Consider the following 16007-nt stretch of genomic DNA (forward strand, 5'->3'; position numbering starts at 1 on the left):
AAACTTGAACATTTTGACTACATTATTTTGATGGATTTATCGAATGCTCGCTTGGCTTTGCGACGTCAATAACCGCAATATCAGCATTGCAAAGGCTTTTTGGTTATCTTCATTTTCAAGAATTCCCATCGACAGCTTTTCATGGTCAGCCATTGAGTCGAGCACCAAATCTGTCAGGCGTTTCGGGAATAGGCCATGCATGACTTGGTCTGATGAATGGCTATTCACCTGCGCCATCACTGCATCATCGCGGCGAACACGCTCTGCGATTCCGTTCGCGAAGTGCAGTTGATCCTCATCACTGACTTCCGCGCCGAAAATATCGTTCAATGCCGCGATAATTTCTGAAAGCCGTTTTTTCTCTGGGTCATGGGCCTTACCTGAGCCGAGTTCGGTGATAGGATCTAGGCCGTATTCTGCGTCATCTTGAGCAAGGCGCAACTCATGCTCTTTTCGCTTCGTAATCCGGTAGTGGCTCAATGCCAGCTCTGAAATGTCGATATCATCGTCTTCGAGCGCTTCCTGGCGAAGCAGTGGTAATAAGTGTTTTGCGAACACACAAAGTTGCTCAAGCTCCGCATCTTCAAAGAATATGATTTGCGAGAGGAATTCGTAGGCACGAACAAAGCTGCCAAGGTTCTTTTTAAAGAGGTCCAGCGTATCCAGCGCTTCACCGATTTCTTTTAATGTTGAATCTGCGTGCTTAACGCCGACTGTGTTGCCATCTGCTTCGGCCTGTTTACGCGTATGACGCGCATCATTGCGCTCATCTCTGAGTAGCTTGTAGCGCTTGTTAAAGCGCTCTCGCGCTGGTTGGCAATAGTAGGAAAGCTTCGATGAATCAGCTTTTGGGTCAAAGAAGGCGAGTGCAAACGCCTCGACTTCATTCCATTGATACACTTGCTCTTTATCAAGCGCGTCTTGCAGGTCGTAAACCACCTGCGCATCCGAAACTCCAGTAAGCTCAGCTTTGTTGTAATAGGGTAAAAACGAATCAAGAACGTCTTGGGTGTCGTTGACGAAATCGAGGATGAAGGTTTCTTTACCGGGGAATAGCCGGTTTAGGCGCGACAAGGTTTGTACGCACTCAACGCCTTGCAGTTTCTTATCCACATACATGGCGCAAAGCTTGGGCTGGTCAAAGCCTGTTTGAAACTTATTGGCCACTAGCATCACGTTGTATTCGTCAGTATCAAATGCCTTTGCATGGTCGCGGCCATTCAACCCCGGATTTAACAATTTGCTAGTTTCTGTCACCTCTTCAGGGATAACATCATCGGGCGGCAAGCTCCCAGAGAACGCAACCAACGGGTGTACGTCTTGATAGCCTTTGTCTTTGATGTACTGCTGCATCGCTAACTGATAACGAACCGCCTCTTGTCGGCTGCTCGTTACCACCATCGCTTTTGCTTGGCCATCGAGTAGGTGCCGCACATTCTCACGGAAATGCTCAACAATCACTTCGACTTTCTGACTGATATTGTATGGATGCAGCCGCACCCATTTTGCTAACGTGGTCCGTGCTTTCTTTGAATCGACTTCATCGTCTTCACCATTGCCGTGTGCAAGCTTCCACGCCACTGCATAGGTGGTGTAGCGCCGCAGAATATCAAGAATAAATCCCTCTTCGATGGCTTGGCGCATGGAATAAAGATGAAAGGCTTCTGGCTTATTGGTTTCACTTCTTGGCTGGGTCGGGTCAGGCTCGCGACCAAAGAGCTCTAATGTTTTCGCTTTCGGCGTGGCCGTGAATGCATAGTAACTGATTTGCTCGCTTGGTTTACGTGAAGCCACAGCAGCGCCTAGGAGCTCCTCTGCGCTCAATTCTTCGCCTTCGGGTAGCTCACCACCTAAAATGGCTTTTAACTTGCTTGCAGACGAGCCTGTTTGCGAGGAATGAGCTTCATCAGCGATAACAGCATAGCGACCGGACGCCAGTTTCGGGTATTTCTCCAACGCATCGAAAAGTGCAGGAAAGGTCTGAATGGTCACGATGATAATACGCGTTTGCTCGGCCAGTGCTTCGGCTAGTTGTTCTGATTTGCTTTGGTTGCCAATGTCACGACTAATCGGACGTACTACGCCTTGCGCATGTTCAAACTGATAAATTGTGTCTTGAAGCTGACTATCCAAAACGGTTCGGTCGGTAACCACAATGACTGAGCTAAATAGCTTATTTCCATCTGCATCATAGAGCTGAGCAAGTTGATGTGCGGCCCATGCAATTGAATTAGATTTACCGGAGCCAGCGCTATGTTGAATCAAGTAACGCTTACCCGCACCTTCGCTGCGCGTTGTCTCGACGATTTGATTAACTACATCCCACTGGTGATACCGCGGGAAAATAAGCGTCTCTTTTGACTTGCGGTTGCCATAAAAGTCCTCTTCCGTTTTCTTCTCTAAGTGCAAGAATCGCCCTAGAACTTTGAGCCAAGCGTCCTTTTGGAATAACTGCTCCCACAAATACGCAGTTGCATAAGTACCTTCATGCTCAGCGCGCGGGTTGCCGGCACCACCATCTGCGGTACCCCGGTTAAACGGCAAGAAGAAAGTATCTTTGCCAGCAAGCTTCGTCGTCATGGCGACCTCATCTTGGCTCACGGCAAAATGAACTAACGCGCCGCGCTTGAATGTTAAAAGCGGCTCAGATTTGCGTGTTACCGGATCTTTAACCGGACGGTCTTTTTTGTACTGGCGTTTAGCATGCTCAACGGTTTGCTTAAACTCGCTTTTGAGCTCCAATGTCGCTGTGGGAATACCGTTAACAAAAAGCACTAAATCAAGCCTTGGGTTGTAGTCACCGGGACGTGCGTGAGGTGAATAAGATACTTCCTCAACCACGCGAAGCCGATTTGCAGCGTAGCGTCGTTCGGTATCGGGGTTCATGCTGTGGTCGGGTTTAAAGCTACACAGGTCAATTTTAACACCGGGCACTTTAAAGCCGTGGCGCAGCACATCTAATGTGCCTTTTCTTTCCAGTTCGCGAACAGTTTTCTGTACGAAGACTTTCTCAGGGTTTTGTGGGTTGCTCTTACAGAACTTCTCCCAGCGCTCAGGCCATGCGTCTTTAAAATACCCAATCAAATCTTCAGGGTATAGCGCATGCGCTTTGTCGTACTCGGACGCTTTACCAACAAGCCATCCCTGCGCACTCAAAGCCTTGATAATATCGTTTTGAAAAAACCGTTCGCGACTGTCTGCCATGACTAATGCTCCGTGACTTGTATCCGAATTTGTGCGACTGCTGCTCCGTTCATGCTGATGCCTCCAGGCCTGCTTTACGCACGTCCTCGTCAAAGGCACTTTCGTCAACCGGAGGCTGCCAATCGCGCACATCGATTTTGCCTGTGACGGCGGCGGAGATTAGTGCGGAACGGCGTTCACTCATTAAGCTAATTGATTTTTCGGAAGCAGCCATCAAGTTATCGAGCATTAACTCTGTTTGCTCTAATTCCCGAGATATGAGGCGTTGCTCTTCAATAGGCGGAACAGCCATAACTGAATTTTTGATGTCCTCAGCATGCACGTTTTTGTTTACCCCTCCATGAACTTGAACCTCTAACTGCGTCTGAAAGGAACTAGAGAGAAGAAACTGGCGTAGAAACCTAATGTTAATCGAATCCTTATTGAAACTGAAACGAATCAAATAAGAAGCAAAAGCAACTCTCTCATGCTCTTCAAATACTCCAAATAAACCTGCCCCGCCAGTTCGCGCAAACACAACGTCATCTTGTTTTAGAATGTAATTTTCAACACCAGGGACATCTGACACTTTTGGGCAACTTTTTGTGGTTAAACCACCCCTACCATTGAGGTCAGTGATTCTCAATAGCTTAACCCCAACGTCAACATAGCTTTCCGTCGTATAATATCCCTGTTTGTGTTCATGAATTAAGCGCCTAATTGGAGCAACCTCCCAATGCGCCGGCACTTCCCCAAGCCACTCTACACCTGAATCTTTCATCGGAACATTCGGATCTAGGCCTTTGGTCACAGCATGCGAAATAACGGCTTGGCGCTTTTCTTGAAGCAGTTTTATCAAGCGCTTCTGCTCAGCAATCAAGGCATCGATTTTCGCGGTTTCGTGGTCGAGGAAACGGGCGATTTGGGTTTGTTCAAATCTTGAGGGGACTGGAATTAAGATATTTTTCATTTCTGAAAAATTCGTACTCCAAAGGTCAGCAACAATCCCTTTTCCAAACCTGTAAAACTCTTCTTGAAATACAGTCGAGCGGAGTAAATGATGTGCATACCTCCCGAATACCTCTTTCATCTCTAAAACAATGCAGATGAGAGAAACAGAGCCGTCTAGAGCAGATAGTCCAGAGGAACCTTTTCTGTCCGAGCGGCTGTTAATGACAAAATCACCAGCTACAACTCTTTTTCTATTATCACCATCTTGCGTTTTGGCGGCGGTATCTAAGCGCGGGACTATCCCATTCTTTGTCACTGAAAGGGGAGTAAATTCTTTATCGCTTACTTTCTCTCTTCGCTCCGAAAAGAAATGTCCCAGACGCTTTATTAGCCAAGTCGAAGGAACCTGCTCAAGCCACTCCACGCCAGAATCAACATATTCCGCATACCTTGGAAAACTCATGCCGACAACCCCTCAATCATCTGCTTGATACGGTCGGTGCACTCTTTCAAATCCGCATCGATTTCTTCAAGTGGACGTGGCGGGGTGAACTCGTAGAAATGACGGTTAAACGGGATTTCAAAGCCTACGATACCGACTTCACCATCTTTCTCATCGCGCTTCGACTCATCAATCCATGCATCAGGAACATGAGGCTTCACTTCACGCTCAAAGTAGTCATAGATAAACTCAGTAAGCGGCACGTTCTCGTAATCACGCAAGCTTGTGTCAGCTTCAACATTGCCTTTGCTATCAGTGCAGACATCGGCCTCGGGGTCACGCTCACTGAGCGCATTAAGCACCGCCTTTAACTGTGGTGCACTCAAAGAAACATCATACTGCGATAACGCCGATTTAAGGTCTTTTTGGAATTGCTTACGATTTAGGTATAGCGTCTCTGAGTTAAGGGACTGACAGGCCGCTATGAGGCTGTTTTGAGCATCCTTCGATAGCTTCTGAATTGCGTTTTCGTCTTTAATTCGCGCAATACGCTCTTCGGATGCTTGGAAGTTAAGTTTAAGTGGGCGCTCAACCGTAATGCGTCGATAGCCAAACGCTTCGTTAGGGAAGATTTTGCTTTTCTTCGATGCTTGGAAATCACCATACATGCGAACAATGTCGTCTTGGTCGATTTCACTGACAAACTGACGCTTACTCCCCAACGATTTACGCATTTTGGTGGCTCGGTCACTGGCGTCAATGAGCTGAACGTTGCCTTTTCGCTCTGCGGTTTTATTGTTTGAAAGCACCCAGACATACGTTGAAATACCCGTGTTGTAGAACATATCGGTGGGCAATGCGACGATGGCCTCAACCAAATCATTTTGTAGCAGATAGCGACGAATCTCAGACTCACCACTGCCAGCACTACCAGTAAATAACGGACTACCATTTAAGATGATGCCAATACGTGAACCGCCTTCACGGGCATCACGCATTTTGCTGACCAAGTGCAATAGGAATAAAAGCGAGCCATCAGAGACACGCGGCAACCCGGGGCCGAAGCGCCCATCAAAGCCGCGATGCTTGTGCTCGTCCGAAACTTGTTTTTGCACTTTCTTCCATTCCACCCCGAAAGGCGGGTTAGACAGCATAATGTCAAATTTACTTGTAGCAAGCTGGTCATCCGATAAGGTGTTGCCAAGCTTGATGTTACTGACATCTTGGCCCTTAATTAACATGTCCGCTTTACAAATCGCGTATGACTCTGGATTAAGCTCTTGCCCATGCAATGAAACGGTCACCCCGTCGCTGATTTGCTGAATGTATTCATCACCCTCAGATAAGAATCCACCCGTTCCAGCCGTGGGGTCGTAGATTGTCACAATGCTACTCGGGGACAGACGCTTCTCTTGCCCTGTAAGCACTAAAGACGTCGTTAAGTGCACAATGTCGCGCGGTGTAAAGTGCTCACCGGCGGTTTCATTCGAGCTTTCAGCAAACTTACGAATTAGCTCCTCGAAGATAAGACCCATACCAAAGTTGCTGATTGAGTTCGGGCTAAGGTCAATGCTGGCAAAGCGCTGCACCACCTGATAAAGCAGGTTATTGGCGCTAAGTTGCTGAACAAAATCCTCAAAGTGAAAATGCTCGAATATCTCACGCGCATCTTTACTAAATGACTGCACGTAGCTCATGAGGTCATCAGCGGTCTGGCTATCAGAAAGACTTCCTAAACTCAGTGGTGACGCATTGAAAAACTGCAAGTCGGCAGCGCGTAGCAAAAGCTTCTCCCGAACAGCATCCGGCTTGGTTTGATGCTCTTTCGCGGCGGCAAGCACCTGTGTTTTATTTGGCTCTAGTACGCATTCTAAGCGTCTTAAAAGCGTAAACGGCAGAATCACTCGACCATATTGGCTTTGCTTGAAGTCACCGCGAAGAAGGTCGGCTACAGACCAGATAAAAGCAGCGGTTTGTGAGTGATTGGTTTTATCGTTTGTCATCCGTGGGCTCCGTTGAGGTATTTATTGTCCCTGTTGCTTGGGAGGCTGAATCAATTCTTTGTAGTGATGCATTTAATGTTGTTCGAGTTACACCAAAATGGGCAGCAACTTCGGTCTTTGTCATCGTGGGCTCCAGCAACATCGCAGCAGCTTTGCGTACATCGGCGTCAGACATTGAAGGCTTACGTCCACCTTTACGACCGCGAGCTCTTGCTGCAACGAGACCGGCTTTAGTTCGTTCGCGAATCAAGTCATGCTCAAATTCCGCAAGTGCGCCGAATATATGAAACACCAAACGGCCACCTGAGCTCGTAGTATCAATGGATTCAGTAAGCGACTTAAATCCGATTTCTCGATCATGCAGGTCTTGAACAATCTCAACTAAATTCTTCAGAGAGCGAGCAAGGCGGTCCAGTTTCCAAACAATAAGAACATCACCTTTACGCAGCATACGCAGGCACTGCGACAGTTCAGGTCGCTCCCGAAACTTCCCAGTGATTTTTTCTTGAAATATTTGCTCACACCCAGATTTCTCGAGTGCATCGACCTGCATCTGCAAGTTTTGCTCTTGCGTGCTTACACGTGCATAACCTATGAGCATTATACGCCCCTTTTCTAGACATAGTTTGTTGTACGTGATTTTTGGACATATTTCAACGTAAAAGAGGGAGTAACTGGGGATTCATTAGGATGTATAGAAAACGAGGGTTTTCTAATCACCTATTTTAGGCCTAACCTTTCATGATTATATTTTATACGCTACGTTAATCGTTATAAAAATAACGCTTAAAAGAGGCGTGTATGAGTAGAACACTTACAACAAAAATTAGCGTTGCTGACTTAGACTTCGTAATTCAGTATTTGTATTACCCCGTTTTGGGGTGAAGACATTACTGAGAAGTCTCAGTAATGTCGTAAATTAAAAGTAAATTAAGTCCTTAACTAGCTTCTTAAATTATTGATTTTCAGTAAACTCATAGGTATAAATTTGTTTTGCCTTTCGGATGTTACTGAGAGGTCTACATAATAACTGTTAGGCACACTATGAATTCAGCCAAATACTTTATCATTTTTGCTATTCCACTCATGTATGCGCACGCGGTAGTTGCGGAAAGTGATGAGCTATGCCCAAAATTGACGGATTTTCTTAGCTCTATAAGTGTTGATCAGGCCGCGTCAATCGAGCTGCATACATCATGGGGTTCAAATTTTAGTGGCGTTGATGACGACGGCGAATATGTCATGGCAGCTAAGCGGTGCATTCATGGCGATGTGCCCTCGGCAAAGAAAGCTTGCGAGTATCTAATGAGTAACACTTCGACGGAGTTTCCAGGACTTAACTTTAAAAGATTCCTTCTCTGCCTTTCTCCAAAAACAAAAATTGAAAAGGACGTTCAGTTTAGTCACGCGGCGGTTTCATTATATTTTGGCAGTAAAGATCGTGGGGCACTGTTGAATCTTTCGCTTGAGGAAGATGAACATATTGGCGGTATGGTTTTAAAGCTAGAAGCGGAGGGCTACTAAAATGCCTAACCATTCAATCAACTTCGCGCCTGCGGCGCCGGACGCTCGTACCTCGCGCCGGTTATTTAGGCGTTAAGCATCTAGGGATACACCGTGATTCGACAAGTACTTACAATTTTGATTTTGCTCTTTCTTTCGGTTAGAGCTGAAGCTACAGCACAGAGCCCAGATAAAATATTAATTAAAGGCGAGGAGTTTTCTTTAAATACAAATCCATTGGAATCATTTTTAAAAAGTGTTAACTGGGAACCACCAGAAGAAGCCGCGATATGGTCCTCTAACTGGAGGGGATACCTAGCAACATGGGAAATCAAAAATGGCGGGCTTTTCCTTGTTGACATGACTATAGAGATTGTCAGTGACCCATCCAAGGATAAAAGAGAACGTAAAAGCATAATAGAAACACTCTTTCCTGAGAAAAAGCAGGTTGTTGCTGACTGGTTTAGTGGTGCTTTGATTATACCTGATGGTGAAATGACAAATTATGTTCATATGGGCTACGGTTCTACATATGAAAAATATCAGATCATAAATATTAAAAGCGGCTCAGTCATTGGTCATTTAAATATGTCTCATTCAGAGTTTCTTGCATATAGAGATAAAAAGTTCCATGCATTTAAACAAACTGAGATGTTTAAAACAGAATTTACTGACCTAGTAGATGGTGAATATGATTGGTCAGAAGAGCAGGCTTTGGAATTCATGCAAAGCTACTATGCAGAATATTACCTGTCCTTATGAAAAGATGCTTAACAAAGCCATCAATTTGACAGCATTTCGCTTCGCGTCATGCTGCAAATTATGGCAGCGTTAGATGTAATTAACCGGAAAGTTGCGCACGAATAATTTTTTTCTTCAAGACTGCAACTTTAAGAGAAAAGAACACATAATCCTTTCGAATCATATTGGAGGCGGATCATGAAAAGCTGGTTATTTCTTACTGTTGCAATTCTTGGAGAGGTAGTTGCAACATCTGCATTAAAGTCCAGTGAAGGTTTTACGAAGCTCGTACCATCTTTCATCGTAATTGTTGGCTATGGAATTGCATTTTATTTCCTTTCATTGGTCATGAAGTCTATTCCTATAGGGGTGGCCTATGCAGTTTGGTCTGGCCTTGGCGTAGTATTAGTCACTGCTGTTGCATGGGGGCTTTACGGGCAAAAGATTGATGCATGGGGTTTCGTGGGTATTAGTTTAATAGTTTGCGGTGTATTGGTTTTAAATTTGCTTTCTAAAGCAAGCGTTCATTAAGTGGCACTGGCATCTAACAATCGGCAGCAGACGGACAGCCTATACTACGCGGTTTTGTGTTATTCGCTGCGCTCAAACATTAACACAAAACCGCTCCGTTACGGCTGCCGCTGTGCCGGGCGTTCTGCTAACACCTAAAAGCCGACTTTAATTCCTGCATAGTAAAATGCCTGCTTTTGGCACAAAGCCGAGATCCGACGAAGTGGTACTTTCCGTGAAAGTTGTGGTGCGATTAATTTGCAATACGTGGTAAGGAGCGGTTGCAATGTGGTGGTAAATTAAGTGCAATTAATCAAGAAGGTGAATCAATGAGTGAACAACTGAACTGTCAAAGCCGCATGGATGCGGCGACAACTCTGTACTTGCCGCAAACAACTATCCCCGTCCTGCTAAACCAATGACGTAAACTCCTATCTCTCCCGACTTGTTGGAACAAGTCGCACTCACAAGGTGCAATTAAACACTGAACAAAAATTCATGGATGAATGGTTACCGCCGAAGGACTCGGCGCAAATAAAAAACGTACATACCATTATACACAGTATGTACGTTTGAAATAAAAGCCGCTGACCTTATATGTAAAGCCCTGTCACTCACTCACACGCGAATAGACACTGTTTTTACTATATACTCCTTCGGGCGGCTTTTTAGAATGCGTTTCGCTAAATGCGTTGCTAAGGCAACGTCTTACATAGGTACTACGTTTTCAGCTTGTGGGCCTTTAGGACCTTGAGCGATAGTGAACTGAACAGTTTGACCTTCAGCTAAGGTTTTGAAACCGTCAGACTGAATAGCGCTGAAATGTACGAATACGTCTGCGCCTTGCTCTTGCTCGATGAAACCGAAACCTTTAGCTTCGTTAAAGAATTTTACTTTACCAGTTACTGTAGACATGCCGTGATTCCTCGTATTGCATGTGAAAATCTAGGGTAATGCTAATAAAAATACGTGTATTACTTGGGACTTACAAAACGAGGTACAGCAATAGACTTCGTAACAGGCCACAATTAGACAGCCGAATTTTTTCTAGCGACCGCCAGTATACGCTGATCACCTAAAGAGTCAATTAAAGATTTATTAACGCTTGTTTATTGCTTAACCGCCAACTTAGCCCCTAATCCAGTTTTTAGTAATATGGCGGAAAGTATCTGTGCCGGAACGGTGTAGCCATTCGTAAGCAGCCATCTCCGACGTGATGATGATGGCACCGGCTTGGCGTAAACGATGCAGAGCGGCTTGTTTGTCGCTATCGCGGCGAGAACTCACGGCATCTTCCACCACATACACTTGCTTGCCGGTACTAATGAGGTCGATGGCGGTTTGTAGAATACAGACATGGGTTTCCATCCCCATCAACACCACTTGATTGCGATCCATGTCGGCTAAAGCAGAGGTAAAATTAGGTTCTTGCATGGCACTAAAATGCATTTTCTCGATAACCTGGGCGTTTTCAATCACCCCAGCCAACTCGTCAACACTGATGCCTAACCCTTTAGGATATTGCTCAGTGACCAGAATCGGAACATTGAGCTCGTTAGCAATTTCACCTAACCAGCGCACTCTTGCCACTACTTTATCGCTTTGGTGAATCACCGGAGCGAGTTTCTGCTGTACATCAATGATAAGTACAACTGTATCTTCAGCACGAAGTAACATGTCATCTTCCTTTTCTAGAGGTAATACAAGTCAGCCAAAAGCTATTGCGTTTAATAGAGGTTAGTTATAGTTTGATAGAAACCATAGTAAGTTGTTAGTTTAATTTAAACAAGAACATCACAAGGATGCGGTCCAGATGCAACCGATTTCCGCTGATGCGGTGCTGCAAGAGTTTAGAAACAAGGTAACCGGCAATATCGTCTGGTTTATTGCGGGCACCACCCTGTTGTTGGCTGCAGTGCAAGGCTGGATGGGGCACTGGTGGCAAACTTTGATGATTCTAGTGGCCGGAGCTATTGCCGCGGCGGTGGCAGAATTGGCAGCAGAAATGACTTGGAGCCAATGGATTAATCAAGCAGATACTGCTTTACTTGAAGCCAAGAAACAGGGTCGTAATCAAGTGAGTCAAGTGCCGACAGGAATGCCAACCCATGACCGAATTTAGCTCCTTTATGCCTACCGCTGCAATCATGCCAACGAACGTCTGGCAGCGTTTTCGCTTAGTTGCGATGCGCACCATCTACTTTGGCGTAGGAGCAATATTGCTCATGCTAGCGGTCTTAGCAGCCATGGACAAGGCTTGGTGGCAAGCATTGGTATTACTTTTGGTGGGCGGTGCCTTTGTGGTGACCTGGTGGAGATATCAACAGCACTTGGCCCCACAGTGGATTAACTTCGTGTTTGTTTGTGCGCTAGGCGCATTGGTTAGTTTTAGCATGAAAAGTGCCGGCATGATGGCGGTGTATTGGATGTACCCGGTATTGGCGATGGTCTTTTTTATGTTCGATAAAACCATCTTCATTCTGGTCATTATGCTGGTGTACGCGCTTTTTGCCGCGGCAATGTATCAGTTTTTACCGTTCGACTACGCGTGGCGCATCGGTCTCTCCATGTTGGTTCTAATTGCGGTTGGCGCAACCTTTTTAGTGATGATGCTGAACATGCAGCGTAATCTGATTAAGGCGACCACCTCAGACCCTCTCACTGGTTTTTACAAACGCGAATATTTAGATGAATTACTGCAACACCACCTACAACAAGCTGAGCAGCGTCAGCACTCTTTGTGTTTGATGTTAATAGACTTAGATGCCTTTAAAGCGGTCAACGATAAATTCGGCTATATGTTTGGCGATGCAGTATTGCAAGATACGGCTCGCCGTATTCGCGCATGCTGTCGTCCAGATGATATTTTTATTCGCGGCAATGGCGCAGAGTTTATTGTGATTTTTCCTAATGCCAGTTTACGGGAGGCCGCGCAGTACAGTGGCTGTGTACTGGATAATTTACGCCATGAACCTTTTGCTATCAAAAGCATGATGGCACGGGTAACGGCCAGCGCTGGGGTCACTCAATGGCGTCCCGGCGAAAGCTGGGAGCAACTGTTAGAAAAGGCCGACGATGCTATGGATACAGCGAAGAGCCAAGGTCGAGATCGGCTTAGAATTGCGCAATAAATTTGCACCGAGCGCACAGCATGGCTACAATTCGCTCCTTTAAAACAGGAGCAGCTAGCATGGCACCGGTATTAATCTTAATGGGGTCGAAATCAGACTGGCCCGTAATGAAGAACGCAGCAAAAATGTTGGAAGACTTAGGCGTTGCTTGGCAAGCGCAAGTGGTCTCTGCCCACCGTACTCCCGATTTACTGCAAACCACGATGCAGCAAGCTGAACAAGATGGGGTGCCCGTGGTGATTGCTGGCGCCGGCGGCGCTGCGCATCTGCCAGGAATGTTAGCTGCATTCACTGCTATTCCGGTCTTTGGTGTGCCAGTTCCGAGCAAACAACTTAAGGGTTTAGACAGCTTGCTATCTATTGTGCAAATGCCAAAAGGTGTAGCCGTAGGTACTCTTGCGATTGGTGACGCCGGTGCCGCAAACGCTGGTTTGTTGGCGGCTCAGGTTATCGGTTCGTTTGATCCCACCGTACGCGCTAAGGTTCAGGCTTTTAGAGCCCACCAGCGTGAGCAAGTATTACAAGGGTCTAAGCTGGAGTTAGATGCATGAAAATTCTGTTTATCGGTGACGGCCAGCTAGGTCAGATGCTTGGCGCGAGCGGGATTAGCCATGGCCATGAGTGTCTACTTTTTAGTACCCGTAGTAACACCGTTAAACCTTTGAGTGCACAACTAGACTTGAGCATGAGCTTAGCCGAAGCTATTGCTTGGGCGGACGTGGTTAGCTGGGAACACGAGGATATTCCGGCGGATATCATCGCTGCAGCGCATGATAAATTTTTGATGGACCCCGCGCGCATTAAGAGCCTTACCGATCGCCGCGCCGAGAAGAAATTATTTGATGATTGCCAAGTCCCAACCTCTCCGTGGCAAACTTACCACAACGTCGATGAGCTAACCAAGATCCTCCAGCAGGCGGAACAGCCGTTGGTTCTTAAAGCAGCTCGTGGCGGCTATGACGGTAAAGGGCAGTGGCGTTTTGGGGTGGCTGATGAGGTAGCAGAAGTAGCTGCTGCTGCCGGCCAAGCGCCCGGTATCGCTGAACAAATGATAGCGTTTGAGCGCGAAGTATCGCTGGTAGGAGCGCGCAGTAAGGATGGTAGTATTTGTTGCTATCCACTGATTACCAATGTTCATGAGCGCGGTATTTTAAGTTATAGCTTAGGTGCGATAGACCCTGTGTCAGATGCATTGCAGCAGCAAGCTGAGGCATGCTTTAAACGTCTTACAGATGCGTTAAATTATGTCGGTGTGCTTGCGATTGAATTTTTTGTGGTGGAAGAACAGCAACAAACTAAGTTGTTGGTAAACGAGATTGCCCCGCGCGTACACAATTCGGGTCATTGGACCATGACCGGCGCCAATAGTAGCCAATTTGACCTGCATATTCGGGCGCTAACTGGCATGCCATTGCCGTTATTAAGATTAACGCCCACGCTGATGTTAAACGTGATTGGTGCCGAACAAATTCCAGCTGGATTGTGGCACCATGCCGATACCGATTGTCATTGGTACAACAAAGAAGCTCGCCCGGGCCGTAAGGTTGGTCATGTCAATATTCGTACAGCCAATCGTGATACGGCCCAGCAATGGGTGAGCCAATGGGCGCATAAGTTGCAGGTCTTGGCTGATTAAGCCAATACCTGCTGCAGCCATTTGCTAATGGCGGCTATCTGTTCTGGACACACCTGGTGTTGCATCTGAAACGTCTGATATTGCACTTGATAGTTATGCTCAGCCAGCCATTGCTGGGCATGTCTACCAAGAGCTTCAGCGACGACCGGATCTTGGCTGCCATGTTGCACTAAAATGGGCAGATCAGCATTAGCGCTGTGTGGTTGAATGCTTTGATGTGTCGCTAAGTAACTTGATAGCACCAGCAACCCGGCGAGGCGCTTGGGATAACTGAGAGCTGCTTCGTAAACTACCGCACCGCCTTGAGAGAAGCCTGCAAGAACAATGTGATCAGGTTTAATTCCGCGTTCTAGCTCACGTTCAATCAGTGCCTGTACTTGCGCTGCGGATTCACGCAATTGCTGTTCATCGACTTCACGCTCAATACTCATACTCAGAATATCGTACCAAGCGGGCATGCGCATACCACCATTAATGGTTACTGGCAGGTGCGGAGCATGGGGGAAGATAAAGCGTGCATGCACCCCCGCAGGTAACTGCAGGTGAGGCACCAAGGGTACAAAATCATGACCGTCGGCACCAAGGCCATGTAACCAAATGATGGCATGAGTTGCGGGCTGCTGAGGTTCAATTTGCTCGCAAGCTAAATACGACATATGAGTTATTCTCCAGATTTGTTGTTGCTGCGGTTTTTACCTAAACCGCCGCTGATAGTTAATTGCATGGCGTCAGCTGCCGACATGTCCAAGGGGGTCACGGCGCTACGCGGTACCATGATCATGTACCCGCCCACGTTGTAGCTCATGGGGAGAAACACCGCAATGTGGTCATCATCTAAAGTTTCTGACAGGCGGTCGCCTTTAATTCCACTCTTTTTGGTGACGATGCCAATCAAACGAATATCGCCGCCGGGCAAATGCACCAGCACCACCGACTCGTCGGAGAAACTTTTGCCCGACATCAGATCAAAAACATCATTGATGGTGCCATAAATACTGCGAAGTAATGGCATCCGCTCCATAATATTTCCTGGCAACTGCCAGAGCTTATTCAGTGCTGTCCATTGCGAGCTAAAGCCGACCGCTGCGGCCAACACCAAAAAGCTGACAAAAGCCAGCCCGGGCAAATAATACTTATCCCCAAGCAAGGCTTTCCAGATCGGGCTTAACCAGGTTTCGATGGTCACCAATAACCAATGAGCTAAAGCGATTGTTACCACCAGCGGCAACAAAATAGCCAAGCCTTTGAGTAAATACTGTATGGCGGTTTTCATTGTGATAATCTCTAGCGACATGTTTCTATAGCTTAACGTCTTTTGAGGGCGATTATGAAGTTATTTGGCAGTTATACCTCACCTTATGTACGGCATTGCCGCATTGTGTTGGCATTACAGCAGCAACCGTACCAATTTATTATGACCGATCAACAAGCAAGTGGTCAGCATTCACCTACGTATCGGGTGCCCTTTTTACAACATAATGAGCAGACCTTTTATGACTCTGCCTCTATTGTTCGTTACCTACGTGAGCAAGCTGGACAAGCTTTTTGCCAAGATGCAGCGGACTATGACCTGTTTTGCATGGTGAACACCGCATTAGACACTACCATTAATCTCTTTTTGCTTGAACGAGATGGCTTAACAGCTGAGCATAGTGCCTACTTGCAGCGTCAGCAGCAGCGTATTGAGGCCATTTTAGCGTTGTTGAATCAACGCACGTGGAGCCTACCAGAACAGCCAGAGCAATTATCAGATGGGTTGTTACGGTTGGCTTGCTATTTGAGCTGGGCCCAATTTCGGCAGCAAATAGATATTTTGCATTACCCGAATTTACAACAATTTTTATTGGCACTAAATGGTCAGCCTTGGTTTGCTAACACACACCCAGCGCTGAGCTAATAATAACAAT

The 16007-nt window shown here is 46.5% G+C and carries 16 protein-coding genes; 8 read left to right on the forward strand and 8 right to left on the reverse strand.

Annotated features, from left to right (window positions below; all coding sequences use genetic code 11):
- Positions 1-36 precede the first annotated feature (36 nt).
- From ACQ661_RS05735 to ACQ661_RS05750, 4 genes are read right to left on the reverse strand one after another with little or no spacing between them, the layout of a single operon-like run.
- Positions 37-3204 carry a type I restriction endonuclease subunit R gene (locus ACQ661_RS05735; protein WP_431667896.1) on the reverse strand — a complete coding sequence of 1056 codons (3168 nt, stop codon included), beginning with the start codon at positions 3202-3204 and terminating at the stop codon, positions 37-39.
- Between the two features lie 49 nt (positions 3205-3253).
- A complete protein-coding gene (locus tag ACQ661_RS05740) occupies positions 3254-4597 on the reverse strand; it encodes a restriction endonuclease subunit S (RefSeq protein WP_431667897.1) in 1344 nt (447 codons plus the stop codon).
- Positions 4594-6579, reverse strand: a complete 1986-nt coding sequence (locus ACQ661_RS05745; RefSeq protein WP_431667898.1) for a type I restriction-modification system subunit M — start codon at positions 6577-6579, stop codon at positions 4594-4596. The genes ACQ661_RS05740 and ACQ661_RS05745 overlap by 4 nt, the downstream gene beginning before the upstream one ends.
- On the reverse strand, positions 6566-7180 hold the full coding sequence (locus ACQ661_RS05750) for a recombinase family protein (RefSeq protein WP_431667899.1): 615 nt from the start codon (positions 7178-7180) through the stop codon (positions 6566-6568). The genes ACQ661_RS05745 and ACQ661_RS05750 overlap by 14 nt, the downstream gene beginning before the upstream one ends.
- A 443-nt stretch (positions 7181-7623) precedes the next feature.
- Here ACQ661_RS05750 and ACQ661_RS05755 point away from each other — a divergent pair, with 443 nt between their 5' ends.
- From ACQ661_RS05755 to qacK, 3 genes are all read left to right on the forward strand, one after another.
- Positions 7624-8103, forward strand: a complete 480-nt coding sequence (locus ACQ661_RS05755; RefSeq protein WP_431667900.1) for a hypothetical protein — start codon at positions 7624-7626, stop codon at positions 8101-8103.
- A gap of 93 nt (positions 8104-8196) precedes the next feature.
- Positions 8197-8844 carry a hypothetical protein gene (locus ACQ661_RS05760; RefSeq protein WP_431667901.1) on the forward strand — a complete coding sequence of 216 codons (648 nt, stop codon included), beginning with the start codon at positions 8197-8199 and terminating at the stop codon, positions 8842-8844.
- A 177-nt stretch (positions 8845-9021) separates the two neighbouring features.
- Positions 9022-9354, forward strand: coding sequence for a quaternary ammonium compound efflux SMR transporter QacK (gene qacK / locus ACQ661_RS05765; RefSeq protein ID WP_431667903.1), 333 nt, complete (start codon positions 9022-9024; stop codon positions 9352-9354).
- 687 nt (positions 9355-10041) lie between these two features.
- Here qacK and ACQ661_RS05770 read toward each other — a convergent pair.
- Both ACQ661_RS05770 and ACQ661_RS05775 read right to left on the reverse strand, forming a co-directional pair.
- On the reverse strand, positions 10042-10248 hold the full coding sequence (locus ACQ661_RS05770; RefSeq protein WP_034733468.1) for a cold-shock protein: 207 nt from the start codon (positions 10246-10248) through the stop codon (positions 10042-10044).
- A 213-nt stretch (positions 10249-10461) separates the two neighbouring features.
- The gene (locus tag ACQ661_RS05775; protein WP_153826566.1) at positions 10462-11010 is read right to left on the reverse strand and encodes a hydrolase; all 549 of its coding nucleotides are present in this window, start codon (positions 11008-11010) and stop codon (positions 10462-10464) included.
- 136 nt (positions 11011-11146) lie between these two features.
- Here ACQ661_RS05775 and ACQ661_RS05780 point away from each other — a divergent pair, with 136 nt between their 5' ends.
- From ACQ661_RS05780 to ACQ661_RS05795, 4 genes are read left to right on the forward strand one after another with little or no spacing between them, the layout of a single operon-like run.
- On the forward strand, positions 11147-11455 hold the full coding sequence (locus tag ACQ661_RS05780; protein WP_153826567.1) for a hypothetical protein: 309 nt from the start codon (positions 11147-11149) through the stop codon (positions 11453-11455).
- Positions 11442-12464: a sensor domain-containing diguanylate cyclase gene (locus ACQ661_RS05785; RefSeq protein WP_153826568.1), complete on the forward strand. Its 1023-nt coding sequence runs from the start codon at positions 11442-11444 to the stop codon at positions 12462-12464. The genes ACQ661_RS05780 and ACQ661_RS05785 overlap by 14 nt, the downstream gene beginning before the upstream one ends.
- Positions 12465-12523: 59 nt before the next feature.
- On the forward strand, positions 12524-13015 hold the full coding sequence (purE, locus tag ACQ661_RS05790) for a 5-(carboxyamino)imidazole ribonucleotide mutase (protein WP_110075676.1): 492 nt from the start codon (positions 12524-12526) through the stop codon (positions 13013-13015).
- Positions 13012-14100: a 5-(carboxyamino)imidazole ribonucleotide synthase gene (locus ACQ661_RS05795; protein ID WP_431667904.1), complete on the forward strand. Its 1089-nt coding sequence runs from the start codon at positions 13012-13014 to the stop codon at positions 14098-14100. Before purE ends, ACQ661_RS05795 begins: the two co-directional genes overlap by 4 nt.
- On the opposite strand, the gene ACQ661_RS05800 is transcribed toward ACQ661_RS05795, so the two are convergent.
- Positions 14097-14756, reverse strand: a complete 660-nt coding sequence (locus tag ACQ661_RS05800) for an alpha/beta hydrolase (protein WP_153826569.1) — start codon at positions 14754-14756, stop codon at positions 14097-14099. The genes ACQ661_RS05795 and ACQ661_RS05800 overlap by 4 nt on opposite strands.
- Positions 14757-14761: 5 nt before the next feature.
- Positions 14762-15373 carry a DUF502 domain-containing protein gene (locus ACQ661_RS05805; protein WP_110075790.1) on the reverse strand — a complete coding sequence of 204 codons (612 nt, stop codon included), beginning with the start codon at positions 15371-15373 and terminating at the stop codon, positions 14762-14764.
- Positions 15374-15427: 54 nt separating this feature from the next.
- On the opposite strand from ACQ661_RS05805, the gene ACQ661_RS05810 reads away from it, so the two are divergent.
- Positions 15428-15997, forward strand: a complete 570-nt coding sequence (locus ACQ661_RS05810; protein WP_110075673.1) for a glutathione S-transferase family protein — start codon at positions 15428-15430, stop codon at positions 15995-15997.
- Positions 15998-16007 lie beyond the last annotated feature (10 nt).

Source organism: Pseudidiomarina sp. WS423 (genome assembly GCF_050750165.1).
GTDB lineage: Bacteria > Pseudomonadota > Gammaproteobacteria > Enterobacterales > Alteromonadaceae > Pseudidiomarina > Pseudidiomarina fusca.